The organism is Acinetobacter sp. AOR18_HL (assembly GCF_027855145.1).
Classification (GTDB): Bacteria; Pseudomonadota; Gammaproteobacteria; order Pseudomonadales; family Moraxellaceae; genus Acinetobacter; species Acinetobacter pittii.
This window is the reverse complement of sequence record NZ_JAKTIG010000011.1, coordinates 25989-50554: the sequence shown is the minus strand read 5'-3', so window position 1 is coordinate 50554 and position 24566 is coordinate 25989. Positions and strand designations below refer to the sequence as shown.

The window sequence follows — 24566 nt, the reverse complement described above, 5'->3', positions numbered from 1 at the left end:
TCATGCATATATATTTTGAAGAAGATTTTCAAGAACAAGCACAGCACTACCAAGCTGTGCTTTGTTCTAGAGGTGTGACTGTCGATTTACAGCCAATTGAAAAGCTGAATGCGCGATTTTTACGCTTCAATCCTGAAATTGCCCTTTGTGTAGATGAAAACGGATTATGGTTATCTGCTAATGGCATGAAAATGCAGCCCGACTGGAAAGCAGAAATTCCACGTTTAAAACGTGCAAGTCTTAAATCGGAAATGATTGCCCGTGCTTGTCAGTTAGGTGAAAAGCCGGTATTGGTTGATGCTACAGCGGGTTTAGGCCATGACAGCTTACTTATGGCTTATTTAGGTGCCCAAATCCAGCTTGTTGAGCGCCATCCGATTTTATTTACTTTACTTGAAGATTCAAAAGCTCAGGCGGAACGTGATCCATTCTTAAGTCAATTTATGGATCGTATTCAACTGATCTTTGCTGACTCTGGAAGCTATTTACAGCAATTACATCAAGAAGCAAAAACGGTTGATGTAGTCTATCTTGACCCGATGTTTCCACAGCGCGACCAGAACCAACAAGCAATTAAAAAACAAGCTCAAGTCAAAAAACAAATGCAGCTTTTACATCTTCTTTTACCTGAAGATGGTGAGATGGATTTGGGGGATAATTTGCTGGTTTTAGCACAGAGAGTTGCTAAACGTGTAGTCGTTAAGCGGCCACGCCATGCTATTTTCTTGGCAAATCAAGAGCCAGCTCATCAATGGCAAGGAGATGCTTGTCGTTTTGATGCGTATTTTCAGTAGGCTTATGTAAGGTTAGGTTTTATTGCTTGAATAATGCACAAATATATGTGATATAGTTCAAAAGCATGATTGCTAAAATTCTTAGCAGGCATACACTTAAGATGCCTGTCAAAAACGAAATTTTTGAAAACCTTTTATGATTGATCTTAAACCCTCCATTAACTTTTGGCATGATTTTAAAAGCAACCAAATTGCCGGAATGTGGCTGTTTTTGGGGTCAAGACGTTCTTTACAGATTGTACATCCATCTATTCTTCAGCTTATTGTTTGGGGAATTTTAGGAGGATGTACCAACTCTCTTTATAGCTGGCTTGTAGCTGGTCAAATCGGTGATTTTAATTCACAAGGTTTAATTGGTTATGCACTTTGGCCATTCATTGCCTTAATTGTTGGTATTTTCTTATCACAGCGAACTAACCAACCTCGCTTAATGCTAGTTCCTGCTTTACTGTGGTTGGTTCTAGATACAAATATCTTATTAATTCAATGTTTAATCCAGTATTTGGGGTCTAACGGTTATCTCAACTTTATTCCCGATGCTATTTATAACGGAATTTTACCGAGTTTATTTGTAGCTTTATTCGTGTGGCAAAGTTTAGCCGTAATTTGGGTTTTCTCACGTGAGCTTAAGTGGCCATGGTGGGAACGTGCACTGGTTATGGTTGCGACCATTGCAACGATGGTGGTTTGGCAACTTTCTGTAAAAGATCAACCGATTTGGAAGGTCGAAGATTCGGCTCCAACGTTTGCTGAAGATGCTTTTTATGCGCAAAGTAAACTGTTAAATGATTCTTTAGAGCAAGTTCAATATGGTGAGCTCGCCAAAAGCCATTGGTATTTTCTAGGTGTTGCTGGCGATAGTTATCAAGATGTTTTTAAATCGGAAGTGGTCCGTATTAAAGAACAGTTTGATACACGTTTCGGAACGATAGGTCGCTCAATGATGCTGGTCAATAATCCAGATACCCGTACAGAGATTCCAATTGCCTCTAAAACCAGTATCGAGTTAGCCCTACGCCGTATGGGGCAGCAAATGAACCGTGATAGTGATGTCTTATTTCTATATATGACTTCACACGGTGAACAAAATCACTTTGAAATTGAAAATGCGCCATTAGATTTAGGGCAAGTAGACCCGAAATGGTTACGTGAAACACTGGATAAATCCGGTATTCGCTGGCGTGTAATTGTGATCTCAGCCTGTTATTCAGGAAGCTTTATTCCTGCTTTACAGTCTCCTGATACTTTAATTATTACCGCATCGGCTGCTGATAAAACTTCTTTTGGGTGTAATAACGAAGCTGACTATACCTATTTTGGTCGAGCTTTCTTTGATTTGGCTATGCGAGAGCAATCGTCGATGAAAGATTCGTTTAACACAGCTAAGCAAACGGTAACCAAATGGGAAGTGGCTCAAGGTGTTGAACCTTCAGAACCTCAGTGGATGATCGGTAAAAATATGGAACTTATGCTACCTCAATTGGAAAAGTATCTATTTCCTCAGCAAAATACGGGTAGTGTAGATATTGCTCAAACAAAAACAGAGGCTAAAAACGATGCAACTCCTGCAAAAAAACCGCTGCTTTGAGGGCGAGCAGCGTATATACCAATTTGAATCTTCTTATTTAAAAGGACCAGCGAAGTTTGGTGTTTATTTACCACCAGCAGCTTTAGAGGGTAAAGCTTGCTCAACTTTGTTTTACTTAGCTGGGTTAACGTGTACTGAAGAAACTTTTGCCATTAAAGCCCATGCTCAGCATATGGCAGCACAACTGAGCCTCATACTGATTACCCCAGACACTTCTCCACGTGGTGAACAGGTTACGGCAGGGGATCATTGGGATATAGGTCAAGGTGCGGGCTTTTATATTAATGCTACAGAAGCACCTTGGTCTGAGCATTATCAAATGGAAAGTTATTTAATTGATGAGCTACATCCACTCATTTTAAAAAGCTTTCCTGTAAACGATCAACAAGTTGGTATCTTTGGGCACTCAATGGGTGGCCACGGCGCATTGACTTTGGCTTTTAAATATCCTGAGAAATTTAAGTCGGTATCTGCTTTTGCTCCGATCTGTGCACCAACAGAGTGTGCATGGGGAAACAAAGCGTTTAGCCATTATTTAGGTGCAGATCGCAATAGCTGGTTAGCTCATGATGCTACAGCTTTAGTCTCAAAGAATGGTGCAATATTTAGCGAAATTTTGGTGGATCAGGGATTGGATGACCAATTTTATGAACAACTTCACCCTGAAAAATTTAAGCAAGCATGTTTAAAAGCAGGACAGCCTTTAACTTTAAGACAACATGCTGGCTATGACCATGGTTATTATTTCATTCAAACCTTTATGGATGAGCACTTACAGTTTCATGCAATCCAGTTAGAAAAAGTATTTGGCTAATTAGTTTAGTGTTGCCATTCAACTTGAAATTCTTGTTGAGCCATACGGTTTAGATGATCAAGAACAACTTTTTCTAAGTGGTTGTGGTCATCTAACTGACTATCAATAGCAACGTTTAACTGCTCTGTTGCTGGTGCAAGCGTAATTGTTGCTGTAGGCATTAAGATTTTAAAATCCTGTTCAGTTTCTTGTACTTCAAATTTGTGTTTCCAATGATTAACTAGACGTTTTGCAATGCGTTTTCCATCGTTTGTTAATAGATGAGTTGTGCTTTTCATTATCAATCCTCACATTGGTTTAATGTACCTTAACAAATTCGTTTCGCCGTTAGCATTCTATTGTTGCAACGTTACGTTGCAAGTTTGAAATGTTGTCATTTAAGCAAGGAAGGGCGGGCCAATTAGGTTCTTTTTTGTTATAATTTTTAGTCTCTCCTTAAACTTCTAGCCAGGTCATCCACCTATGTCCAAGCCTTATTTGATTGCTCCTTCTATTTTATCTGCCGATTTTGCTCGTTTAGGCGAAGATGTAGACAAAGTGTTAGCCGCAGGTGCAGATGTAGTGCATTTTGACGTTATGGATAACCACTATGTTCCAAATTTAACTTTTGGTGCAGGTGTATGTAAGGCTTTAAAAAACTATGGGATTACAGCTCCTGTTGATGTGCATCTAATGGTATCTCCAGTTGATCGTATTATTGGTGATTTCCTAGAAGCAGGTGCAGATATTATTACGTTCCACCCAGAAGCATCTCACCACATTGACCGTTCATTACAGCTTATTAAGTCTGGTGGTGCTAAAGCAGGTTTAGTTTTTAACCCAGCAACGCCATTGCATTATCTAGATTATGTACTTGATAAAGTTGATCAAATTTTATTAATGAGTGTAAACCCTGGTTTTGGTGGACAAAAGTTCATTCCAATGACTTTAGACAAATTACGTGAAGCGCGCAAAATTATCGATGCAAGTGGCCGTGATATCCGTTTAGAAGTTGATGGTGGTGTTGGCCCTGCAAATATCCGTGAAATTGCAGAAGCTGGTGCAGATATGTTTGTTGCCGGTTCAGCAATTTTTGGTCAACCCGATTATAAAGTTGTGATTGACCAAATGCGTGCAGAGCTTACGAAAGTAGGCAGTGTTGATGCTTAAAAAGATAGAGTTAATCTAAAATAAACTTGTGGATAACTTTGTTTATAACTGTATGGATAACTGTGTTGATAACCGTATGGATAAAATGTTGGTAAAATAAACAAAATTAGATCAACCGTTTATTCTATAGACAAAAACTATGAAAAAAGAACGTTTTGGCGTTCTTTTTTTATGCGTGTTGAATAATTTATTAGCTGGTTTTTTATTAAGCTTTGCTAAAAAATAACCTGTGCAAAAAACGATGTAGCTCTGTGTAAAACTTTTTGTGCATAGATACGTATAAAACTGTAAAAGTGTCATGAAAAATAAAGCTAAATTTGGTTTAATAAGTTTTTAGTAAGAGACCTTGATCATTAATGACAGTAAAAATTTTAGCAGTAGATATGGATGGGACTTTTCTTAATTCCAAAAAGCAGTACAACAAAGCACGTTTTTTAAAACAATACGAACAACTAAAACAAAATAATATTCATTTTGTGGTAGCCAGTGGTAATCAACTTGCAAAACTTGTTACCTATTTTCCAGAAATTAATCATGAGATTGCTTTTATTGCAGAAAATGGCGCACATGTTGTAGATGCAGGGCAAGAAATAGCTTTTGCTCATTTAAGTCAGCAACAATACGTTGAGATTTTAAAAGCGATTGACTCTTCATATATCTCAACCATGGTGATCTGTGGGAAACAGAGTGCTTATGTGCATAGCAGCATGAACGCAGAAGACTATGCCAAAGTTGCCCGATATTTTGAAAAACTGACAGTTGTAGATGACTTTTATGCACTAGATGACTTGGTGTGCAAAATTACTTTTACCGCTCAGGAAAACGAAAGCTTTGCGATTTTTGAACATTTTCAGAAGCAAAGTTTTGTAGCAGATAAAGTTTTGGTACCTGTTTCAAGTGGTTTTAATTTTATCGATTTGATTCTTCCCGACCAGCATAAAGCACATGGTTTGAAGCTGTTACTACAAAAATGGCAGGTTGCACCTAATCAAGTGGTTGCGATTGGTGATAACAACAATGATATGCAGATGATTAAAGCTGTGGGTTATGGGTTTGCAGTTGAAAATGCAGTAGAAGCATTAAAAGCGGTGGCACCTTATACCACTGTAAGTAATGAACAAGAAGGTGCATTAGAGGTGATTGATTTAGTCCTTCAGCATCAACCTCCATTTGCTTAATTACTTTAAAACAAACAGTTAAGATTGAAAATTGTATCTGTTTGAAAACTTGGTTATGCTAATGGGGTTAAGATCACTCATCGGCTCTAGGTGATAAATCACAATGGCTCTACAACACTTACGCAAGTATGCTTGGTTTGTGTTCCTAATGGCTTTCGTCATTGGGTGGAGTGGTGTGTCTATTGCACAGACGCCTATGCAACATGATCTTCATACTATGCCGTGTCATAGTGAAAAATCTTCGCATAACAATATGCATGCTCAAGCAAATGATCAGACCATATGTCATCAAAAGATGACTCAGTCTCTTCATTTGCATGGTGAGCATTGTCAGGACTGTAACCCAGTCCATTGCCAAATGGTGAATTTGGCTCTGCAACAAGTTGTACCTGACGTTGAATCTCCACTTATTCCTATTTCATATCAATTTAGCAGTATTTATCAGGCTCAACATTTAGCCGGATACTGGCAAGAGATTTTACGTCCTCCTAAAGCTTGATCCTTATTTACTTATTTTTTTAATTAAAAAGGATCACAGCAATGTCTCATAAAACAATTAGCAGCTTAGTTGCTGTATTTGGACTATTGGTTTCACCATGGTCACTCGCAGCAATTAAGGAATATCACCTTAATATTAATGAACAACAGGTCAATGTTACGGGCAAACCCCTTAAACGAATTACCGTAAATGGCAAGTTTACAGCCCCACTCCTTGAGTTTGAGGAGGGGGATGAAGCAGTTATTCATGTTCATAATCAGCTAAAGAACCAAGATACCTCTTTACACTGGCATGGCTTATTACTGCCAGGGTTAATGGATGGCGTACCGGGTTTCAATGGTTTTAAAGGAATTGCGCCAAATGGAGATTTTGTTTACCGCTTTAAGGTGAAACAAAACGGCACCTATTGGTATCACGCGCATAGTAAAGGCCAAGAGCAAGATGGTTTATATGGCCCACTTGTGATTTACCCAAAAGGGAAAATACCCGTAGCTGCTCATGAGAAAACTGATCGTGATTACGTGGTAATGCTTTCAGATTTTCATAATTCTTCTAGCGATAGCATTATGAAGAATTTGAAGAAATCTGCTGAGTATTATCAAAACCGCCGTGAAACGGTATCTGATGTCTTGAAGCAAGTTAAAACGCAAGGTTTAAAAGCAACTTGGCAAGATCGTTCGATGTGGAATCAGATGCGGATGTTAAAAACCGATATGTCTGATGTGACGGGCTATACGTTCTTGGTCAACGGCAAGACACCTCAGCAAAACTGGACAGGTAACTTTAAGACTGGCGATAAGGTTCGATTACGATTTATTAATGCATCGGCCATGTCATTTTTTGATGTCAGAATTCCAAATTTGAAAATGACTGTTGTGAGTGCAGACGGACAGCCAGTTAAGCCTGTTGCAATTGACGAGTTTCGTATTGGTACAGCTGAAACCTACGATGTCATTGTAGAGCCTACGCAATCAAATTATCAGATTGAAGCAGAGTCTATTGACCGTAGTGGTTTTGCTATCGCTACTTTGCATAATGAAAGTGCACAGGCTCTAGGCCCAGTTCAAATGCCAGAACCACGTCCACGTGCTTTGTTAACCATGGAAGATATGGGCATGAGTCATGGCAATGGGGCAAGTGATGAACATGCTGGCCATCAAATGAACATGCAACATGACATGTCGGCTATGCCTGAAATGAAAAAAGAAGCGAACTATGCTAATCATGATTCTACAATGATGAATATGGATCATGACATGAAAAATAATTCATCTAGAGAACATGATCATTCCATGATGCAAATGAAGCATGACATGTCAGCGATGCCTGAAATGAAGCATGATATGCAGGCAATGTCAGCTAGCGAGCATGACCACGCTATGATGAATATGAATCATGAGATGCCTGCGCAATCTGAGAATAAGCCTAAAAAGGATGAACCCGTTTATGGTTGGGCAAATGCTTCAACACCAGCGGACATGAGGGCACTGCAATATAGCGATTTGCAATCTTTAACACCTCAACCAGACACGCGTGCACCAGAACGTGAATTAGTTATTCGTTTAGGTGGCAACATGGAGCGTTATATCTGGACCATTAATGGCAAAAAATTTAGCGAAGCTGAGCCATTACAAGTTAAGTATGGCGAACGTATTCGCTTGAAGTTTGTGAATGACAGCATGATGGCCCACCCAATGCATTTACATGGGATGTTTATGCAATTAGAAAATGGCCAACAAGCTGAAAACTTACCAAATAAACATACTCTCATTGTTCCACCAGGAAAAACCGTTACTGCGTTATTGACAGCTGATGCCTTAGGCGAATGGGCGATTCATTGCCATCTGCTTTATCACATGAGTGCTGGAATGATGAATAAGTTGATTGTGGCTCAAGTGAATGATGGACAACAACCTGCTCAAGCTCAATCACCTGTTCAATCTGAAAATGAGAAAGGAGCTAGTCATGCGCATCACTAAGTTATTTTCTCAAATGTTATATTGCGGTGCTTTCTCGAGCATATCAGTATTTACTTTTGCTCAAGAGCCTTTAACTCATGATCATTTACGTGAACATGGCGGACAGGTTTATCAAGCAACAAAAATTGATACTAGCTGGACTCAAAATGAAGAAGGAGAAGGTAGTTTTTCTTCTGAATTAGAAACTTGGGTGGGAACGGATGAAAATAAATTGTTCATTAAAGCCCATGTGGATAAAGCAGAGTCAGAAGATGCTAATTACGGCAGTTCAGTACTTTATAGTCGAAATGTAGCTGACTATTGGGATGTACAGGCTGGGGTAAACTACGAGCGTTTGCAGCGGGAAGATGAAAAGCAAGATCGTTGGGCAGGTGTCGTGGGTTTACATGGCATGGCACCTTACTTTTTTGAAACCGATGCATATCTTTATGTAGGTGAAGACCAGCTATGGAAGTTAAGTTTAGAAACGGAAAGGGACTTGCTCTTCACCCAAAAGTTAATTGGTAAACCTTATTTAAAAGCAGATGTTGTTTTGCAAGATGAATCTCGCTATGCAAGCAAAACAGGTTTATCAAGTTTACAAGCTGGTTTCCAAACCCGTTATGAAATCAACAAAAAGGTGATGCCATTTGTTGATGTTGGTTACGGCTATGAAAAAGGTTTAAAACAAACTGCTTGGCAAACTGGAACCGACTCTGAACATGGTTGGTATTATGGAGCTGGCTTAACACTAAAATTCTAATTGCCGAACAAAAAGTAAGCTTAAACATATGCCATTGGTTTATACTAATGGCATTGTTTTTTGTGTCAGTTATGGTGCAAAGATGGCTTTAGAAAAACAAGAGAATCAAATACATTTAAGTAAAAATAGCTCTAACTGCGAATGCTCAAGCAGGTCGTCTCAGGAGAGTTTCACGCCTAGTGAACCTGTGGCTAAAAAGAGTCAATGGGTAAGTTATTACCATATTCCTCGCATGGATTGTGCAGCCGAAGAGCAAATGGTACGGATGGCTTTGGCTTCTTACAATGACGATATTCAAGAACTTTATTTTGACTTACCAGCGCGTCATTTGGCGATTTATCATAGTGTTCAGGCTGAAATGATTACTCAAAGTTTACAGCGTCTAGGATTAGGAGCAGAGTTACAACAAACGCAGCCACATTATGAACCAGTTGAAAAACCTAAAAAGGTTCGAGCTAGTTCTTCAACTAATGCAGCACAAAAGCAAGTTTTACAATGGTTGTTACTGATTAATGGTGTCATGTTTGTCATTGAGTTTATGGCCGGCATCATCGCTTCCTCTACAGGATTAATTGCCGATTCGCTCGATATGTTTGCCGATGCTGCAATTTATGGCATTGCTTTATTTGTGGTGGGTAAAAATCTAAATGCGCAATTAAGGGCTGCACATCTTTCGGGGTGGTTGCAGTTTGGCTTAGCCATGATTGTGTTAGTTGATGTACTGCGCCGTTTTATTTATGGCAGTGAACCCGTTTCAATTCTCATGATTTTAATTGGCGGATTAGCGCTTGCGGCCAATATTAGTTGCCTTTATTTAATGAGAGACCATAAGGAGAGCGGGGCACACATGAAGGCGAGTTATATCTTTTCTGCAAATGATGTCATCGTCAACTTGGGTGTCATTGTCGCGGGAATATTGGTTGCCATTACAGGTTCGCGTTATCCTGATTTAATGATTGGATTGATTATTGTTTTGTTTGTTTTAAATGGTGCACGAAAAATTTTACAGTTAAAAAATGAATAATATTTTCTGATAGAGGCAAGCCTGTGTCAGGGTTTGCCTTCATTTTTTATTTTAAAGTAAACTGAGTCCTCACATAAAGGAGGAACGACCTCCCCCATAATGGGACATCATGTCGGGACGACCTGACGCTATAAAAATTAGTGAATGTTATGGCTTGGGCTATTTTAATTTTAGCAGGTGTATTTGAAATCATTTGGGCATATTCTATGAAAATGTCCGAAGGTTTTACACGTTTAACCCCTAGTGTTATTACCGTAGTTTTTATGATTTTGAGTGTAGTTCTGCTTTCAATATCAATGAAAACTTTACCTCTTGGCACTGCCTATACGGTTTGGACAGGCATTGGCGCAATTGGGTCATTTCTTGTAGGTATATTTTTTCTTCATGAACCTATTGGAGCTATGCGAATGATTGCCGCTGTATTAATTGTGTCAGGTTTGGTTTTAATGAAAATTTCATCGCCGTCTTAAGAGAATAAAACTATGTTGCTGTCTTATAAGTATATCAATTCGCCTGTTGGGCAATTAAAGCTAGTTGCGAATGAAAATGCTTTAGTGGCAGTACTCTGGGACAATGAAAATCCAAAACGTGTTCGACTGGCTGAGCTGGTCGAACAACTTGAACATCCAGTTTTATTAAAGACCGAACGACAATTACAAGAATATTTTGAAGGTAAACGCCGAGAGTTTACATTGCCACTAGATTTCGAAGGAACCGCATTTCAAAAGTTGGTCTGGTCTGCTTTACTGACCATCCCTTATGGGGAAACAAGAAGTTATAAAGATATTGCACTCCAAATTGGCAATGAAAAAGCGGTGAGAGCAGTGGGCGCGGCAAACGGTAAAAACCCAATTTCCATTATTGCACCTTGTCACCGAGTCATTGGTGCTGGTGGAGCTTTAGTTGGTTTTGCTGGTGGGCTTGATAAGAAAGATATTTTATTAAAACTAGAGCAACAATGAGCCGTTTTTGCGCTCGATTTTTTTAGTCTTTTCTACTAAGCTGTCCACTATGATATTTCATAAGGTCGGTGCTTCACTGCATTGCTTTTTTGAAATATTGATCTTATTCATAACAAACTTTGGATGTTCTAAAAATGGCTGTCGGTGACGTAACAATGCCACAAATGTATGTGGTAAAAGGTGTAAAAATTGGCTCAACAGAAGCATATGTACGTTACCAAAACCGACGAGATTTAGTCATTTTTGAGTTTGCAGAAGGCTCAAATGTTGCTGGTGTATTTACTCAAAATGCATTTTGTGCAGCACCTGTTCATGTCTCTAAAGCTCATCTTGCCGAAGGTAATCCGCGCTATTTAGTGATTAACACAGGTAATGCCAATGCGGGTACTGGACCTACAGGTTTGAAAAACGCTCAAGATACTTGCGCGAAGTTAGCGGAGCTTGCAGGAGTTAATAGCTCTGAAGTACTTCCATTTTCTACAGGTGTGATTGGTGAGCAGCTTCCAATGGAGCGTTTACTTGCTGGTCTTCAGCCTGCATTAAATAGCGTACAAGATGCTGCTTGGAATGATGCTGCAACTGGCATTATGACAACAGATACTGTGCCTAAAGGCGCATCTGAACAATTTGAACTTGATGGCATTACTTATACCATGACAGGTATTAGTAAAGGCGCCGGAATGATTCGCCCGAACATGGCAACCATGTTAAGTTTCGTGGCAACAGATGCACCTATTAGCCGTGATTTAGTACAAAAGCTACTAAAAACCACGGTTGAGCATTCATTTAACCGTATTACGATTGATGGCGATACTTCGACTAATGACTCTTGTATTTTCGTAGCAACAGGTCAGGCGGGTGGCGCTGAAATTACATCGGACAGTGATGTACGCTACGCTAAAGTGTTAGAAGTTCTTGCTCGTGTAATGAATCGTTTAGCACAGTTAATTGTCCGTGATGGTGAAGGTGCGACGAAATTTATTACTGTTGCTGTAGAAGGCGGCGCAAATACTCAAGAATGTTGTGACATTGCATATAGCATTGCGCATTCACCACTTGTCAAAACTGCACTTTTTGCATCGGACCCGAACTGGGGACGTATTTTAGCTGCGATTGGCTATGCAGGCGTTAAAGACTTAGACGTGTCTAAAATTCAAGTGTGGTTAGACGATGTACAAATCTGTAAAGACGGTGGCGCAGCTGAGGACTATACCGAAGAAGCGGGTGCGCGCGTTATGGCACAAACCGAAATTACCATTCGTGTTGATTTAGGACGTGGTCAGGCCAAAGACACGGTATATACGTGTGACTTATCTTACGACTATGTCAAAATTAATGCTGATTACCGTTCTTAAATATCAGTTATAATCAAGCCTCGACAAAGAGGCTTTTTTATTAGCCCCATCTTTTGATATTAAATGATTCAATCCGTAAATCATTTAAGCAGTAACGTTATATGCGAGCAGGTATGCCAGCATGAAGGATAGAGAAGACGTTTTATGAGTGATGCGACTTTAATTGCCAACGATGCAAAAAACATTGTACAAGCGCATTTAGACCGTTTAGGTGAGCCAAAAGACAATCGCTTAAGTGAAGAAGCAAAACAAGAAAAGTTTGCGCAGATCGAAGCAGAGCTCAAAAAACGTGATGCTGTCCTTGTTGCTCATTACTATTGCGACCCTGAAGTACAAGAACTTGCCGAAAAAACAGGTGGATGCGTTTCTGACTCTTTAGAAATGGCCCGTTTCGGACGAGATCATGCAGCCTCTACACTGGTTGTGGCTGGTGTTAAGTTTATGGGAGAAACAGCAAAAATTCTGTCTCCTGAAAAAACAATTTTAATGCCGACACTTGAAGCAACCTGTTCACTCGATTTGGGCTGTCCTGTCGATGAGTTCACGGCATTTTGTGATCAGCACCCTGACCACACTGTAGTTGTTTATGCTAATACATCGGCTGCTGTTAAAGCACGTGCAGATTGGGTCGTGACATCAAGCTGTGCGGTTGAAATTGTTGAGCATCTAGACAGCTTAGGTGAAAAAATTATTTGGGCACCAGATCAGCACTTAGGTCGCTATATTCAGAAGAAAACTGGTGCAGATATGTTGCTTTGGGATGGCGCATGTATTGTGCATGAAGAATTCCGTGCGCGTGGTATTGCCAACATGAAAGCACTGTATCCAGACGCTGCTGTATTGGTACATCCTGAGTCACCAGAGTCAGTTGTAGAAATTGCAGATGCGGTAGGTAGTACTTCTCAACTCATTAAAGCTGCGCAGACTTTGCCAAACGAAAGACTCATTGTGGCAACTGACCGCGGTATTTTCTACAAAATGCAGCAAGCAGTACCCAATAAGATTTTAGTTGAAGCGCCAACAGCGGGTGAGGGGGCAACTTGTCGTTCATGTGCGCACTGTCCGTGGATGGCAATGAATGAACTTGACGGAATTTTAGAAGTTTTACAAAAAGGTGATCAGGAAATACACGTCGATCCAGCGCTTGCTGAACGTGCCAAAATGCCTTTAGATCGAATGTTAGCCTTTAGTGCATCGTTAAAACGTTAAAAAGCCTCAAAATGCTTGTTAAATATACATTTGATAAGGATTTTTAACTTTTTTTGACAATAGGTGTTGACGTCTGAGGGCGTCGCGCCTAGAATGCACACCGTACCGCACGATGTGCGATACAGCAAAAGCTGAGATAGATCGGAGCATAGCACAGCCTGGTAGTGCACCTGGTTTGGGACCAGGGGGTCGTAGGTTCGAATCCTACTGCTCCGACCACTTAAAAGAATATTTTAAGATCGGCGAAGTATCGCATGATAAGCATCATCGGTTAAGCGCCTGTAGCTCAGTTGGATAGAGCATCCGCCTTCTAAGCGGATGGTCACAGGTTCGAATCCTGTCAGGCGCGCCATTTGGTAGCTTGGTATGTAGAACTTATTTGATGGTGGATGTAGCTCAGTTGGTAGAGCCCTGGATTGTGATTCCAGTTGTCGCGGGTTCGAATCCCGTCATTCACCCCAATTTCGGAGCATAGCACAGCCTGGTAGTGCACCTGGTTTGGGACCAGGGGGTCGTAGGTTCGAATCCTACTGCTCCGACCATTTGAATAATTTTTTCATTTCTTAAATAGTTTATTTAATTATCCTATTTTTATAAATTAGCAAAAATTTAATTTTTTTATTTTCTCAAAAATCGCGAAGTTCTTAAAATTTGAATACAAGATGATTTTTAAAGTAATATTCAGATATAATTTGTTTTTTTATATCTTTACTCCTTCTCAATTTTTTAAACATAATTTTATTTTTTGTAAACTTTTGTATAGAAATTTAACACAATAAAAATTAGAATACTCTTTATTCCTAAGAAGTAAGTTTATATTTTTATGACACTTTTTCAAAATGAAGCATTGCTCTTGCTTGTTTTACTATGTTTTTCTGTAACTATATTTTCCCTTATCTTCACCAAAATTAATATTTTGCCAGAGACAAATTCTGGCAGAACATCAACCATTGATGGTCTGCGAGGCATACTAGCCTTATCGGTTATGACACATCATTTCTACATTACATATATATGGAAAACAGTAGGAGAGTGGAAAAAGCCCGAAAATATTTTAATAGATAATTTTGGTGGAGTAGCAGTCTCATTATTTTTTTTGATTACAGGTTATCTGTTTATCTCAAAAATCAGAAAAGATGAAGTTTCATGGAAGCAAATTTACATTTCACGTATCAAGCGAATCATTCCTTTATATCTATTTGTCTTTTTATTTATTTTGGCAATTACATTACTCAATGTTCAGATTACAGCATCAAATTACATAGAATTCCTAAAGTGGGTTAGTGACTGGATTCTATTTAAAGGTGGAAGTTTTCAGAACTTTGAAAGTGGGTTAGTCATTGCTGGTGTTCATTGGACATTAATATACGAATGGAAATTTTATTTCGCTTTACCCCTAATCTTTGTGATCTGGCAGCAAAAGATTCCCAAATGGATATCTAGTATTCTAGTCATTGCTTTTATGGTATATATCTTTAAGCATAAGTCTCATCACTTATATGCATTATTTTTCCTTGCAATTCCAGCAGTATTGTATAAGGATAGGTTTAAGCAATTCATGCAGACTAAACCTGCTATTACCCATATTGTATTAGGCATTTTAAGCATCATAGTATTATTCTTCACTGAAGCTTATTCATGGTTTCAGATGCTAAGTTTGGCTGTTATTTTCTCATTTATTGTTAGTGGATATAGCTTTGGTATCTTAAATCATAAGGGTTTAAAAGTACTTGGAGAAATAAGTTATAGTATTTATCTAATACACGGGCTTGTATTATATACAATTTTTACCGTAATTAATATTGTGGATTTGAAGACAATTTCATTGGAAAAATATTATTCATTCTTCTTGCCTACAGCATTATTGGTGACGATAGTATCTTTGTTTACTTATAAGTTTATTGAGTGTCCTTTTTTGAGAAGACCATTAAAAAAATTATAATCATGCTCTTATGATCATTTAAATAAGGTACTACATAAGGCAGTTTTTTCTTTCAATATTTCTGTCTTAACTCATCTTTTTCTTGTTCTGATAAAAATGCGATTTTAAGTCCATTTTCTTGAGCTGTATAAATATGCTCAGGGCTTAAACCTGCTAGTGGGGCAGCAGTTAAATATTCATGTTGTATCTCAATGCCTTCTACTGCTGGGTCATCCGTATTAATGGTAGCAAGCACACCATGTTCTAAAAAAGTCTTTAATGGATGCTCTGCTAAAGAAGGCACTGTGTTGGTTTGAATATTTGAGGTGAGACAAGATTCAATCCCAATCTGGTGTTTAGCCAAATAATCTAGAAGTTTTAAATCTTGAACTGCTTTAACACCATGTCCAATCCGTTCTGCACCTAATTCTACAATGGCTTGCCAAATACTTTCTGGGCCAGCAGCTTCGCCTGCATGTACGGTAATGTGCCAACCTGCATCACGTGCTTTTTTAAAGTGATCAATAAATAAATTGCCCGGAAAACCAAGCTCATCTCCAGCGAGATCCAACGCTTTAATATCATTTTTATGGGCAAGCAGGGCATTTAATTCTTTTTCGCAGGCTTCTTGACCAAAAGTACGACTCATAATGCCAATTAAATTCGCTTTTACCCCGTACACCTGACTACCCTCTTTTACGCCAGCAATCACAGCTTCAACAACACCTTCGAGCGGGAGTTGATGTGTCATTCCCATATAACCCGGGGAAAAACGCAGCTCTACATAGTCTAGGCCTTGCTGTGCTGCATCTTGCATGTTTTCAAAAGCAATACGTTTGCAGGCATCTAGGCTCGCTAATACTTTTACACCCCAATCGAGCTTAGATAAAAAACTTAATAAGTCTGGTTGGTTATCCATCACTTGTACGTGGGGTCGTAAAGATTCAATGTCGTAAGCAGGTAAATCTAAATTGTATTGTTGCCCCAAGTCTAAAATGGTTTGAATGCGGATGTTGCCATCAAGGTGGCGGTGTATATCTGTAAGTGGAAGCGTTTTAGTAATCATAAATTTCTTCTTATCTGTTCGTATCAATTCATCATGCATGTTTAGTTGCGCTGATAAAAGTTTGGATTTGCTATGTTTTTGTGAAAAGCGTTGAGTTGAGTTTTTTGAACTTACTATATTTGTATAAGTTTTAATTTTGATGACATTGTTCTGGCCTAAGAAGACAACGCAGTCTGTGTAAAATACAAGCACCAAGATTTTTATTGTTTTTAATTTCGCTGAGCCTGTTTTTGTTGACTCTTCAAGAGTGGATTGGCTGAAGAATGGTCATTGGTATTTTGCTTTTTAGTTGTAAAGATGAATAAAGGCTTGCTAAAGACCAAACTGATAAAGCGATTAATTTATCTGTAGAAATCTATTTCTGGCAAGTAAATGAAAAAGAAGAAATAGGAAGCGCTCAAATGAAGTCGGTACTTTGTCATCAAGCAAAATTACAAGTGGTAGACCAACCGAACTTAACGCCTGCAAAAGGGCAGGTTTTATTGGAAGTGGTGCGATGTGGGATCTGTGGTTCAGATTTACATATGCAGCACCACTGCGACCACATGCATGATTTGGCTGCACGTGTCGGGTTTAATGGTTTAGCCAAGTCTACAGATCCGTTTGTATTGGGACATGAGTTTTGTGGCAAGGTTTTAGACTACGGCCCAAAAACACGTCATAAATTTAAAGCCGATACACTTGTCTGTGCAATGCCGCTTTTAAATGTAGATCAGCATGGTTATTTATCTACAGGGCTTTCTCCAAATGCTTCGGGTGGCTATGCCGAGCAAGTATTGGCTCAATCGAGCTTGATGTTTGAAGTACCCAACGGTCTAGATGCCGATAGTGCTGCCATGACTGAACCTATGGCGGTTGCATTGCATGCTGTTCGCCGTAGCCGTGTAAAAACAAGTGAACCTGCGATTGTGATTGGTTGTGGTCCTGTTGGGTTAGGTGTCATATTAATGCTTAAAGCGGCTGGTGTTAAAACTGTAGTTGCCAGTGACTTTTCTCCAAACCGTCGTAAGCTTGCCGAGCAATGTGGTGCGGATATTGTGGTAGACCCTAAAGAGACATCACCATTTGCCAACTGGAAAGAGTTTGGTTTGCTTGGCAATGTTTCTGATGCCATTAACATGGGCATGGGACTGTTTGATAAGTTGCAAGCGACACGCTTACCTTGGTGGCATGGATGGCGCATGATTGATAAATTGGGTGCTCTGCCAAAACGTCCTGTTATTTTTGAATGTGTGGGCGTACCGGGTGTTTTACAGCAGATTATTGAAGGGGCGCCTTTATTTTCCCGAATTGTTGGGGTGGGCGTCTGCATGCAAAGTGACAAAATCGAACCCGCACTTGCAATTAATAAAGAGTTAGAAATTCAGTTTGTGTTGGGCTATACACCGCTTGAGTTTCGAGATGCGCTACACATGATTGCAGAAGGTAAAGTGAACTGTTCACCACTGATTACGGGTGTTGTTGGCTTAGAAGGAGTTACCAATGCATTTGAAGCGTTACGTGACCCTGAACAACATGCCAAAATTTTGATTGACCCGAAGCGTAGTGGTTCAGATATTCAATTAATGAGTCATTAATTTCAAAGTCATTTATACTTAACTAAAAGATTGTGATTAATCAAATCACAATCTTTTTTATTTTATAGATCGTAATATTGAGCATAAATAAAACCTGCTGAGCTAATTTGAATTGCTCTTTAGTTGTTCTAGTTCTTGGTAAATCCACTCAACAAATTTTTGAATAGTCGGTGAGATGTCTTGGCCCGAATGAATAAGGTAATACTTTCGGCTACCTTTTAATTTTTTATTGGAAACAATCACCAGTTCCTTTTTTTGTAGTTCAGACTCAATCAACATTTGCGGAATTAGAGCCATTCCCATGTCATGACTGGCAGCAACCGCAAGCATTGAAAATAACTCATGGCGTTGTCCATCAAAAGGCTTCGGGTGTTGCATCTGATGAGTGAGAAACCATTCTTGCCAAATGCTAGGTCGAGTGGTTTGTTGTAGTAGAGGGATTTTTAATAAATCTTCTGGGCTTAAATCATAGGTATTTTCATTAATCATCACCGCATCTGGAAAATACTTTTCGATTAGTCTTGGTGAGCACACAGGTACAATTTCTTCATCCATTAAATAATGTGCTTGTATGCCGGGCCAGTGGTCAATTTGCTGTTGCGTACCTGCAAAAATCGCAGCATCAAAAATGTTGTCATTAAATAAAAAAGGTTTAGTACTGGTTTCTAAATGAACCGTAATTTCAGGGTGTTTTTGATTTAAAAGATGGAGTTTGGGTAATAACCATCGCGTTGCAAAGGTAGGAACCACACCTAACTTTAATGTTCCACCTAAACCCTTATGAGAAATCACATCGGCTGTACATTTCTCTAAACCTAATAAGTAGGGCTTAATACTTTTAAAATACTGCTGACCAGCAATGGTGAGTTCGACACCATGCCGAGTACGTATAAAGAGTTCAACGCCTAAGAAATCTTCTAATTGTTGAATTTGGCGAGAAACTGCACTTTGGGTAATACATAACTCTTGCGCAGCATAGGTATAACTTAGATGTTTTGCTGCACTTTCAAAGCAAATTAGACCCTGAATGGAAGGGATGCTTCTTCGCATAAATAAATCCTTTTATTTGTCGTCATATTTCAAAACAGCATATGATCTAAACGCAGATATCAAAGTTTAGTATAAAAATAAGCCATTTTTAATGAAATACAATGAATTAAATATCTAAATTTAATACGTCTTATTTTAAATATGCGTAAGTCGCATATCTGCATGAACATTTATCGTTTGATTACTGCATTTTTCACGCATAACATCGAGTTAAATAAAGAAGTTCAAATTAAGCAGAGGATGCGATGAATCACATGGTGACAACAAAAAAAGCAAAAGTTCAATTTAACTGGCAAGACCCATTTTTAATTGAGCAACAGCTTAGCCCAGATGAGCGCATGATTCGTGATGCGGCTCATGCCTATTGTCAAGAACGTTTGCAACCCCGTGTACTTGAACAATTCCGTCATGAAACAACAGATCCATCTATTTTCCGTGAAATGGGAGAGCTTGGCTTACTTGGCCCAACCATTCCTGAGCAATATGGCGGCGCGGGTTTGAACTATGTGAGTTATGGTTTGGTTGCGCGTGAAATTGAATATGTCGACTCGGGCTACCGCTCTATGGCGAGCGTGCAAAGCTCATTGGTCATGGTTCCGATTCATGAATTTGGTACTGAAGAGCAAAAGCAAAAGTATTTACCTAAACTTGCCACAGGTGAATACATTGGCTGTTTTGGTTTGACTGAACCTGATCATGGCTCAGACCCGGGCAGTATGATTACTCGTGCTAAAAAAGTTGACGGTGGTTATCGTTTAAGTGGCGCAAAAATGTGGATTACCAATAGTCCAATTGCCGATGTATTTGTCGTTTGGGCAAAAGAAGTTTCTGCTGAAGGTAATGTGGGTGACATTCGCGGCTTTATTTTAGAAAAGGGTTGGGAAGGCCTATCTGCGCCTGCCATTCATGGCAAGGTCGGTTTACGTGCCTCGATTACGGGTGAAATCGTGATGGATAACGTTTTTGTACCTGAAGAAAATGCGTTCCCTGAAGTTCGAGGTTTAAAAGGCCCATTTACCTGTCTAAATAGCGCCCGCTATGGTATTGCATGGGGTGCGATGGGTGCTGCCGAGTTCTGTTGGCATACAGCCCATCAATACACCATGGACCGTAAACAATTTGGTCGTCCATTGGCTGCAAATCAGTTGATTCAAAAGAAACTGGCAGATATGCAAACTGAAATTGCTTTGGGTTTACAGGCTGCTTTACGTTTTGGCCGTATGAAAGATGAAGGTATTGCATCCGTTGAAGGTACATCTTTAATTAAGCGTAATAACTGTGGAAAGGCACTTGATATTGCCCGCATGGCACGTGACATGATGGGTGGAAACGGCATTAGTGACGAGTTTGGTGTGGCACGTCATTTGGTCAATCTTGAAGTCGTAAATACCTATGAAGGTACACATGATGTTCATGCCTTAATTTTAGGTCGTGCACAAACAGGCATTGCCGCATTTAGTAACTAACTCAATCATTTTTTAAAGATAGAGGTGTTCTTTCGAGAGCACCTTTAGGGATTTTTACGCAAAAATTTATGGAAAATGACAAGATTCATCGTAAGGATACTCATGTGAAGATGTCCTCTGTGTACTTAAAACTAAATATAAGATGGTGAAAATATAGAAGATTAAGTCATACAGAAAACATAAGTAGGCTACCGATGACTCATTTGGGAAAATGAGGAAATAAATATGAACAATGACGTTCAAGTAATATCGAAAGAATTAAGAACCACATTTCCAAGTAACCTTGGAACATATGAAAAGATTGGACCAAATACATGGAAATGGGCGTTGTTATTTGCCTATTTTGCGATGGTGGTCGATGGCATTGATATTATGCTGCTGTCTTATAGCTTGACCAGTTTAAAGGCGGAGTTTGGTTTAAGTACCTTTCAAGCGGGTGCCTTAGGCAGTGCTTCTTTAGCAGGTATGGGTATTGGCGGTATTTTGGGTGGTTGGGCATGTGACAAGTTTGGCCGTGTACGAACGATTGCCAACTCGGTAACCTTCTTTTCGGTAGCGACTTGTTTGTTAGGCTTTACGCAAAGCTTCGAGCAATTTATGGCTCTACGTTTTATTGGTGCTTTAGGAATCGGAGCACTCTATATGGCTTGTAATACCTTAATGGCTGAATATGTGCCGACAATTTACCGTACAACGGTCTTGGGCACATTACAGACGGGTCAGACCGTAGGTTATATTGCTGCGACGTTATTAGCTGGTGCAATTATTCCAGATCATGGCTGGCGTGTTTTGTTCTTCCTGACCGTAGTGCCTGCTTTTGTTAATATTTTCCTGCAACGCTTTGTGCCAGAGCCAAAATCTTGGCAGCTCACCAAAATTGAAAGCTTACAAGGCAACAGACAACCTAAAGAAAGAGTGGTGGCTGAAAAGCCGAAAAGTAGCAGTATCTACAAACAAATCTTTAATAACTTTAAGCACCGTAAAATGTTTTTGTTGTGGATGACCACAGCATTTTTCTTACAGTTTGGTTATTACGGCATTAACAACTGGATGCCAAGTTATTTAGAAACAGAAGTACATATGAACTTTAAAAACTTAACCAGTTATATGGTGGGTTCATATACTGCAATGATTCTAGGCAAAATTTTAGCGGGTTATCTTGCTGACAAATTTAACCGCCGTGCTGTTTTTGTGTTTGGAACAATAGCCAGCGCCGTGTTCTTGCCAATCATTATTTTCTTCAATACGCCTGACAATATTTTGTATTTATTAATCACTTTTGGCTTCTTATATGGCATTCCATATGGTGTAAATGCGACTTATATGGCTGAAAGTTTTTCAACTGATGTACGCGGAACAGCCATTGGCGGTGCTTATAACATTGGTCGTGTTGGGGCAGCGATTGCACCAGCCACGATTGGTTTCTTAGCATCGGGTGGAACTTTTACCATGGCCTTTATTGTGATGGGCGCTGCGTATTTTGTTGCGGGTGTATTGCCAGGCTTATTTATTAAAGATCGTCAGTACGATCCACAAAGACAATCATAAACAATGAAAAGAAGGTGCGTTGAGTGCCTTCTAAAAGATAAGGGTATCGTTATGGGTGCATTACAAGGAATTCGGGTTTTAGATTTAAGTCGTGTACTTGCGGGGCCATGGTGCGGGCAAATCTTGGCAGACCTTGGCGCAGAAGTGATTAAAATTGAACGTCCTCGAGTAGGTGATGACACCCGCATGTGGGGACCACCATGGATGCCCGATCAAGATGGAAACATGACCCGTGAATCTGGTTATTTCCAGTGTACCAATCGTAATAAATATTCAGTTGCGGTGGACATTACCACACCCGAAGGTCAGACTTTAATTTATGAAATTGCCAAGACTGCTGATGTCGTGATTGAAAATTATAAGACAGGGTCTTTGGCTAAATATGGTTTGGACTATGCTTCCTTAAGTGCGTTGAACCCAAATATTATTTATTGCTCGATTACGGGTTTTGGACAAGATGGCCCACGTGCACAAGAGCCTGGCTATGATTTTATTATTCAGGGTATGTCTGGCTTAATGAGTATTACTGGCGAGCCTGATGATGTGGCAGGCGGTGGTGCACAAAAGGTTGGTGTGGCTGTGGTAGATATTCAAACGGGTTTGTATTCCACGATTGCGATTCAAGCGGCCTTGATTGCACGCTCACACACTGGACGCGGTCAATATATTGATATGTCACTCCTTGATGTGCAGGTCGCGGCACTGGCAAATCAGGGAATGAACTATTTAGCTTCTGGTAAAGCCCCACAGCGCATGGGTAATCAACACCCAAGTATTGTGCCGTATCAAACTTTTAAGGCCAAAGATAAAGAATTTATTATTGCTTGTGGTAACGATAAACAGTTTAAAGATTTGTGTATTGCAATTGGTTATCAAGAGCTACTCGAAAATGAAAATTTTGTGCGCAACCAAGACCGTGTCAAATATCGAAATGAACTGATTCCTTTATTATCGGAGCACTTTTTGCAAAAAACTGCTAAAGAATGGGTTGAGATGATTCATGCTTTAAAAGTACCCGTAGGTGTTATCAACTCTATTGAAGATGCCTTGGCTGAACCACAAATTGTACATCGCAATTTGTTGGTCAATATTCCTCATCGTTTAAATGAAAACTTCCAAACGATTGGCTCACCAATCAAGTTGTCTGATACTCCAGTTGAATATCATCATGCACCGCCAGAGTTGGGTGAACATACGGCTCAAATCTTATCGAGATTTAAAACAGCAGAAGAGCTAGCTGCGTTAAAAGAGAAAGGCATTATTGATGGAAAAATTGCTTAAGCTATTGTCATTTTTAATGTGATTCAATTTAAATAAAAACTGTGATTTGCAATAAATCACAGTTTTTATTAGAAACTAAGCGTTTTAATATTTAAAAATAAGCGGCAGCTCTGGTCTGAAATCATGAATTATTCCTTGATGTTCATGATCAAAACTAATTTCCATTAAATGCTCCGATCCATCAGTCACTTCAAAATCATCAAGCGTATTGAACAGTAACGAAGTAGGGTGCTGTTCGAGGTTTGGAATAGAAACCTTAATTGAGGTGATTTCTGATAAATCTTTGCTATGCACAAGTGGTTGTTGTTTTTCTTTCGCAGCAAGGTCTGGTCGTGAAGCAAATGAGAGAAAGAACCACATTGGCTCAGATACAACAGAGTCTTTGGCAACATTTACTTCTAAGCTGGCTGGTAAATAGCTTGGCTTGTAAACCCAATTAGGAAATTTTGCGCCGTTATCATCTTTATCTTTAGGTCTAAAGCAAATACCAAAAGGGGACGGGATATTATCTTGAGCACTCAGTCGTTCAAAAAGCAGAGTTGGTTTGGTGAGATCGCTTGAGGCTTCTTCTGGATTATTTAAAAAGATTAACTCGATAAAAATGTTTTTAAAGAAAAATCGTCTGTTTTCGGTACCTTGACCTGGGTGCTTATTGGATGAACCTTCTGTTAGACCGAATTTTTTTAAAGTTTCAGCTTCGGGAGCGCCTGATTGTACACAAATAAAAATATGGTCCACTTTCATTTTAAGTTCTCATGCTAATGTTGATGAATATTAAATAATTGATTAATAGAATTTTTCATGTTTATCGCAAGTATTTCATCGAAACCATCGACTAAAAAGCGGCTAATTAAGCCTTCAATCACTGTATAGATCAGCTCAGATAAAGCTTCACCATTGGGTATATTGCAGTTTTGTGCAATCAATACTTTAATCCATTGTTTATGGGCTTTAGAAATAGAAATAATGTCTTGATCATCTTGGTTAGATTCAGCGACAGCTCTTACAAATAAACAGCCCTTAAAAAAATCTTGTCTAAACCAGTTAGTGTGCCAATCCAGAATTTTATTGATGGCCTCTAACCCTGTTGCATCTCCCACATAGCCCAAAAGGCTTTGCTTAAACCGTTCATCACGTGCAACGAGCACAGACTTAACCAGTTGATTTTTATTTTTATAGTACGTGTACATCGTGGTTTTTGAGCAGCCAGATTCATCGCGAATCAGATCGACACCAACCCCGACAAAACTATTTTCGTTAAATAACTTCTCGGCTGTATCTAATATTTTTAAGGCAGATTTTGACATAAAACTTTTCCAAAAAATAAAATAGTACAGATCTGTACTATTTGAAATTTTATCTAT

23 protein-coding genes and 4 tRNA genes are annotated in these 24566 nt (G+C 39.3%); 22 read left to right on the top strand and 5 right to left on the bottom strand.

Annotated elements, in window-relative coordinates:
• Positions 1-2: 2 nt before the first annotated feature.
• The 3 genes from MKL51_RS03015 to fghA all read left to right on the top strand — a co-directional run bounded on the left by MKL51_RS03015 (position 3) and on the right by fghA (position 3196).
• The gene (locus MKL51_RS03015; protein ID WP_002115856.1) at positions 3-794 is read left to right on the top strand and encodes a class I SAM-dependent methyltransferase; all 792 of its coding nucleotides are present in this window, start codon (positions 3-5) and stop codon (positions 792-794) included.
• 136 nt (positions 795-930) lie between these two features.
• Positions 931-2382, top strand: a complete 1452-nt coding sequence (locus MKL51_RS03010; RefSeq protein WP_005071224.1) for a C13 family peptidase — start codon at positions 931-933, stop codon at positions 2380-2382.
• Positions 2351-3196 carry an S-formylglutathione hydrolase gene (gene fghA, locus MKL51_RS03005; protein WP_017481241.1) on the top strand — a complete coding sequence of 282 codons (846 nt, stop codon included), beginning with the start codon at positions 2351-2353 and terminating at the stop codon, positions 3194-3196. Before MKL51_RS03010 ends, fghA begins: the two co-directional genes overlap by 32 nt.
• A gap of 5 nt (positions 3197-3201) precedes the next feature.
• Here the strand turns inward: fghA and MKL51_RS03000 are convergent, their stop codons facing one another.
• Positions 3202-3474, bottom strand: a complete 273-nt coding sequence (locus MKL51_RS03000) for a DUF2218 domain-containing protein (protein ID WP_017481242.1) — start codon at positions 3472-3474, stop codon at positions 3202-3204.
• Between the two features lie 184 nt (positions 3475-3658).
• Between MKL51_RS03000 and rpe the strand changes: the two genes are divergently transcribed.
• The 15 genes from rpe (at position 3659) to MKL51_RS02925 (ending at position 15235) form a co-directional block, all read left to right on the top strand.
• Positions 3659-4345: a ribulose-phosphate 3-epimerase gene (gene rpe, locus MKL51_RS02995; RefSeq protein ID WP_017481243.1), complete on the top strand. Its 687-nt coding sequence runs from the start codon at positions 3659-3661 to the stop codon at positions 4343-4345.
• 356 nt (positions 4346-4701) lie between these two features.
• A complete protein-coding gene (locus MKL51_RS02990) occupies positions 4702-5523 on the top strand; it encodes a Cof-type HAD-IIB family hydrolase (RefSeq protein WP_017481244.1) in 822 nt (273 codons plus the stop codon).
• A 103-nt stretch (positions 5524-5626) separates the two neighbouring features.
• Positions 5627-6022, top strand: coding sequence for a hypothetical protein (locus MKL51_RS02985; protein WP_017481245.1), 396 nt, complete (start codon positions 5627-5629; stop codon positions 6020-6022).
• A gap of 41 nt (positions 6023-6063) precedes the next feature.
• Positions 6064-8001 carry a copper resistance system multicopper oxidase gene (locus MKL51_RS02980; RefSeq protein WP_057062510.1) on the top strand — a complete coding sequence of 646 codons (1938 nt, stop codon included), beginning with the start codon at positions 6064-6066 and terminating at the stop codon, positions 7999-8001.
• Complete coding sequence (locus MKL51_RS02975) at positions 7988-8743, top strand: copper resistance protein B (protein WP_017481248.1); 756 nt, start codon at positions 7988-7990, stop codon at positions 8741-8743. Before MKL51_RS02980 ends, MKL51_RS02975 begins: the two co-directional genes overlap by 14 nt.
• Positions 8744-8771: 28 nt before the next feature.
• Complete coding sequence (locus MKL51_RS02970; protein WP_017481249.1) at positions 8772-9767, top strand: cation transporter; 996 nt, start codon at positions 8772-8774, stop codon at positions 9765-9767.
• Between the two features lie 149 nt (positions 9768-9916).
• Positions 9917-10237, top strand: coding sequence for a DMT family transporter (locus tag MKL51_RS02965; RefSeq protein ID WP_002115842.1), 321 nt, complete (start codon positions 9917-9919; stop codon positions 10235-10237).
• Positions 10238-10249: 12 nt separating this feature from the next.
• Positions 10250-10729 (top strand): methylated-DNA--[protein]-cysteine S-methyltransferase, encoded by a 480-nt coding sequence (locus MKL51_RS02960; RefSeq protein ID WP_032063532.1) that lies wholly within the window; start codon positions 10250-10252, stop codon positions 10727-10729.
• 134 nt (positions 10730-10863) lie between these two features.
• The gene (argJ, locus tag MKL51_RS02955; protein ID WP_017481251.1) at positions 10864-12084 is read left to right on the top strand and encodes a bifunctional glutamate N-acetyltransferase/amino-acid acetyltransferase ArgJ; all 1221 of its coding nucleotides are present in this window, start codon (positions 10864-10866) and stop codon (positions 12082-12084) included.
• 144 nt (positions 12085-12228) lie between these two features.
• On the top strand, positions 12229-13293 hold the full coding sequence (nadA, locus tag MKL51_RS02950; RefSeq protein ID WP_017481252.1) for a quinolinate synthase NadA: 1065 nt from the start codon (positions 12229-12231) through the stop codon (positions 13291-13293).
• A gap of 142 nt (positions 13294-13435) precedes the next feature.
• A tRNA-Pro gene (locus MKL51_RS02945) sits at positions 13436-13512 on the top strand.
• 56 nt (positions 13513-13568) lie between these two features.
• Positions 13569-13645, top strand: a tRNA-Arg gene (locus MKL51_RS02940).
• Between the two features lie 33 nt (positions 13646-13678).
• Positions 13679-13754: transfer RNA gene (locus MKL51_RS02935), tRNA-His, on the top strand.
• Between the two features lie 4 nt (positions 13755-13758).
• Positions 13759-13835 (top strand) — tRNA-Pro (locus MKL51_RS02930).
• A 281-nt stretch (positions 13836-14116) separates the two neighbouring features.
• Positions 14117-15235 (top strand): acyltransferase family protein, encoded by a 1119-nt coding sequence (locus MKL51_RS02925; RefSeq protein ID WP_017481253.1) that lies wholly within the window; start codon positions 14117-14119, stop codon positions 15233-15235.
• A 52-nt stretch (positions 15236-15287) separates the two neighbouring features.
• On the opposite strand, the gene add is transcribed toward MKL51_RS02925, so the two are convergent.
• The gene (gene add, locus MKL51_RS02920; protein ID WP_005803337.1) at positions 15288-16280 is read right to left on the bottom strand and encodes an adenosine deaminase; all 993 of its coding nucleotides are present in this window, start codon (positions 16278-16280) and stop codon (positions 15288-15290) included.
• 401 nt (positions 16281-16681) lie between these two features.
• On the opposite strand from add, the gene MKL51_RS02915 reads away from it, so the two are divergent.
• Positions 16682-17857, top strand: coding sequence for a zinc-binding dehydrogenase (locus MKL51_RS02915; RefSeq protein ID WP_017481254.1), 1176 nt, complete (start codon positions 16682-16684; stop codon positions 17855-17857).
• Positions 17858-17959: 102 nt separating this feature from the next.
• On the opposite strand, the gene MKL51_RS02910 is transcribed toward MKL51_RS02915, so the two are convergent.
• Entirely contained in the window at positions 17960-18907 is a 948-nt protein-coding gene (locus MKL51_RS02910; protein ID WP_017481255.1) for a LysR substrate-binding domain-containing protein, read from the bottom strand.
• Between the two features lie 245 nt (positions 18908-19152).
• Here MKL51_RS02910 and MKL51_RS02905 point away from each other — a divergent pair, with 245 nt between their 5' ends.
• From MKL51_RS02905 to MKL51_RS02895, 3 genes are all read left to right on the top strand, one after another.
• Positions 19153-20373: an acyl-CoA dehydrogenase gene (locus tag MKL51_RS02905; protein WP_017481256.1), complete on the top strand. Its 1221-nt coding sequence runs from the start codon at positions 19153-19155 to the stop codon at positions 20371-20373.
• A gap of 225 nt (positions 20374-20598) precedes the next feature.
• Positions 20599-21921, top strand: coding sequence for an MFS transporter (locus MKL51_RS02900; protein ID WP_017481257.1), 1323 nt, complete (start codon positions 20599-20601; stop codon positions 21919-21921).
• Positions 21922-21972: 51 nt separating this feature from the next.
• Complete coding sequence (locus tag MKL51_RS02895) at positions 21973-23202, top strand: CaiB/BaiF CoA transferase family protein (protein ID WP_017481258.1); 1230 nt, start codon at positions 21973-21975, stop codon at positions 23200-23202.
• Between the two features lie 84 nt (positions 23203-23286).
• On the opposite strand, the gene MKL51_RS02890 is transcribed toward MKL51_RS02895, so the two are convergent.
• Together MKL51_RS02890 and MKL51_RS02885 are read right to left on the bottom strand one after the other, a co-directional pair.
• Positions 23287-23946 (bottom strand): VOC family protein, encoded by a 660-nt coding sequence (locus tag MKL51_RS02890; RefSeq protein ID WP_017481259.1) that lies wholly within the window; start codon positions 23944-23946, stop codon positions 23287-23289.
• Positions 23947-23960: 14 nt separating this feature from the next.
• Positions 23961-24509: a TetR/AcrR family transcriptional regulator gene (locus tag MKL51_RS02885; protein ID WP_005302902.1), complete on the bottom strand. Its 549-nt coding sequence runs from the start codon at positions 24507-24509 to the stop codon at positions 23961-23963.
• Positions 24510-24566: the final 57 nt, after the last annotated feature.

What these genes read in the sequence shown, in the direction of transcription:
- MKL51_RS03015 (WP_002115856.1), top strand. Translation starts at nt 3, where the DNA reads ATGCATATATATTTTGAAGAAGATTTTCAAGAACAAGCACAGCACTAC.
- MKL51_RS03010 (WP_005071224.1), top strand. Translation starts at nt 931, where the DNA reads ATGATTGATCTTAAACCCTCCATTAACTTTTGGCATGATTTTAAAAGC.
- fghA (WP_017481241.1), top strand. Translation starts at nt 2,351, where the DNA reads ATGCAACTCCTGCAAAAAAACCGCTGCTTTGAGGGCGAGCAGCGTATA.
- MKL51_RS03000 (WP_017481242.1), bottom strand. Translation starts at nt 3,474, where the DNA reads ATGAAAAGCACAACTCATCTATTAACAAACGATGGAAAACGCATTGCA.
- rpe (WP_017481243.1), top strand. Translation starts at nt 3,659, where the DNA reads ATGTCCAAGCCTTATTTGATTGCTCCTTCTATTTTATCTGCCGATTTT.
- MKL51_RS02990 (WP_017481244.1), top strand. Translation starts at nt 4,702, where the DNA reads ATGACAGTAAAAATTTTAGCAGTAGATATGGATGGGACTTTTCTTAAT.
- MKL51_RS02985 (WP_017481245.1), top strand. Translation starts at nt 5,627, where the DNA reads ATGGCTCTACAACACTTACGCAAGTATGCTTGGTTTGTGTTCCTAATG.
- MKL51_RS02980 (WP_057062510.1), top strand. Translation starts at nt 6,064, where the DNA reads ATGTCTCATAAAACAATTAGCAGCTTAGTTGCTGTATTTGGACTATTG.
- MKL51_RS02975 (WP_017481248.1), top strand. Translation starts at nt 7,988, where the DNA reads ATGCGCATCACTAAGTTATTTTCTCAAATGTTATATTGCGGTGCTTTC.
- MKL51_RS02970 (WP_017481249.1), top strand. Translation starts at nt 8,772, where the DNA reads ATGCCATTGGTTTATACTAATGGCATTGTTTTTTGTGTCAGTTATGGT.
- MKL51_RS02965 (WP_002115842.1), top strand. Translation starts at nt 9,917, where the DNA reads ATGGCTTGGGCTATTTTAATTTTAGCAGGTGTATTTGAAATCATTTGG.
- MKL51_RS02960 (WP_032063532.1), top strand. Translation starts at nt 10,250, where the DNA reads ATGTTGCTGTCTTATAAGTATATCAATTCGCCTGTTGGGCAATTAAAG.
- argJ (WP_017481251.1), top strand. Translation starts at nt 10,864, where the DNA reads ATGGCTGTCGGTGACGTAACAATGCCACAAATGTATGTGGTAAAAGGT.
- nadA (WP_017481252.1), top strand. Translation starts at nt 12,229, where the DNA reads ATGAGTGATGCGACTTTAATTGCCAACGATGCAAAAAACATTGTACAA.
- MKL51_RS02925 (WP_017481253.1), top strand. Translation starts at nt 14,117, where the DNA reads ATGACACTTTTTCAAAATGAAGCATTGCTCTTGCTTGTTTTACTATGT.
- add (WP_005803337.1), bottom strand. Translation starts at nt 16,280, where the DNA reads ATGATTACTAAAACGCTTCCACTTACAGATATACACCGCCACCTTGAT.
- MKL51_RS02915 (WP_017481254.1), top strand. Translation starts at nt 16,682, where the DNA reads ATGAAGTCGGTACTTTGTCATCAAGCAAAATTACAAGTGGTAGACCAA.
- MKL51_RS02910 (WP_017481255.1), bottom strand. Translation starts at nt 18,907, where the DNA reads ATGCGAAGAAGCATCCCTTCCATTCAGGGTCTAATTTGCTTTGAAAGT.
- MKL51_RS02905 (WP_017481256.1), top strand. Translation starts at nt 19,153, where the DNA reads ATGAATCACATGGTGACAACAAAAAAAGCAAAAGTTCAATTTAACTGG.
- MKL51_RS02900 (WP_017481257.1), top strand. Translation starts at nt 20,599, where the DNA reads ATGAACAATGACGTTCAAGTAATATCGAAAGAATTAAGAACCACATTT.
- MKL51_RS02895 (WP_017481258.1), top strand. Translation starts at nt 21,973, where the DNA reads ATGGGTGCATTACAAGGAATTCGGGTTTTAGATTTAAGTCGTGTACTT.
- MKL51_RS02890 (WP_017481259.1), bottom strand. Translation starts at nt 23,946, where the DNA reads ATGAAAGTGGACCATATTTTTATTTGTGTACAATCAGGCGCTCCCGAA.
- MKL51_RS02885 (WP_005302902.1), bottom strand. Translation starts at nt 24,509, where the DNA reads ATGTCAAAATCTGCCTTAAAAATATTAGATACAGCCGAGAAGTTATTT.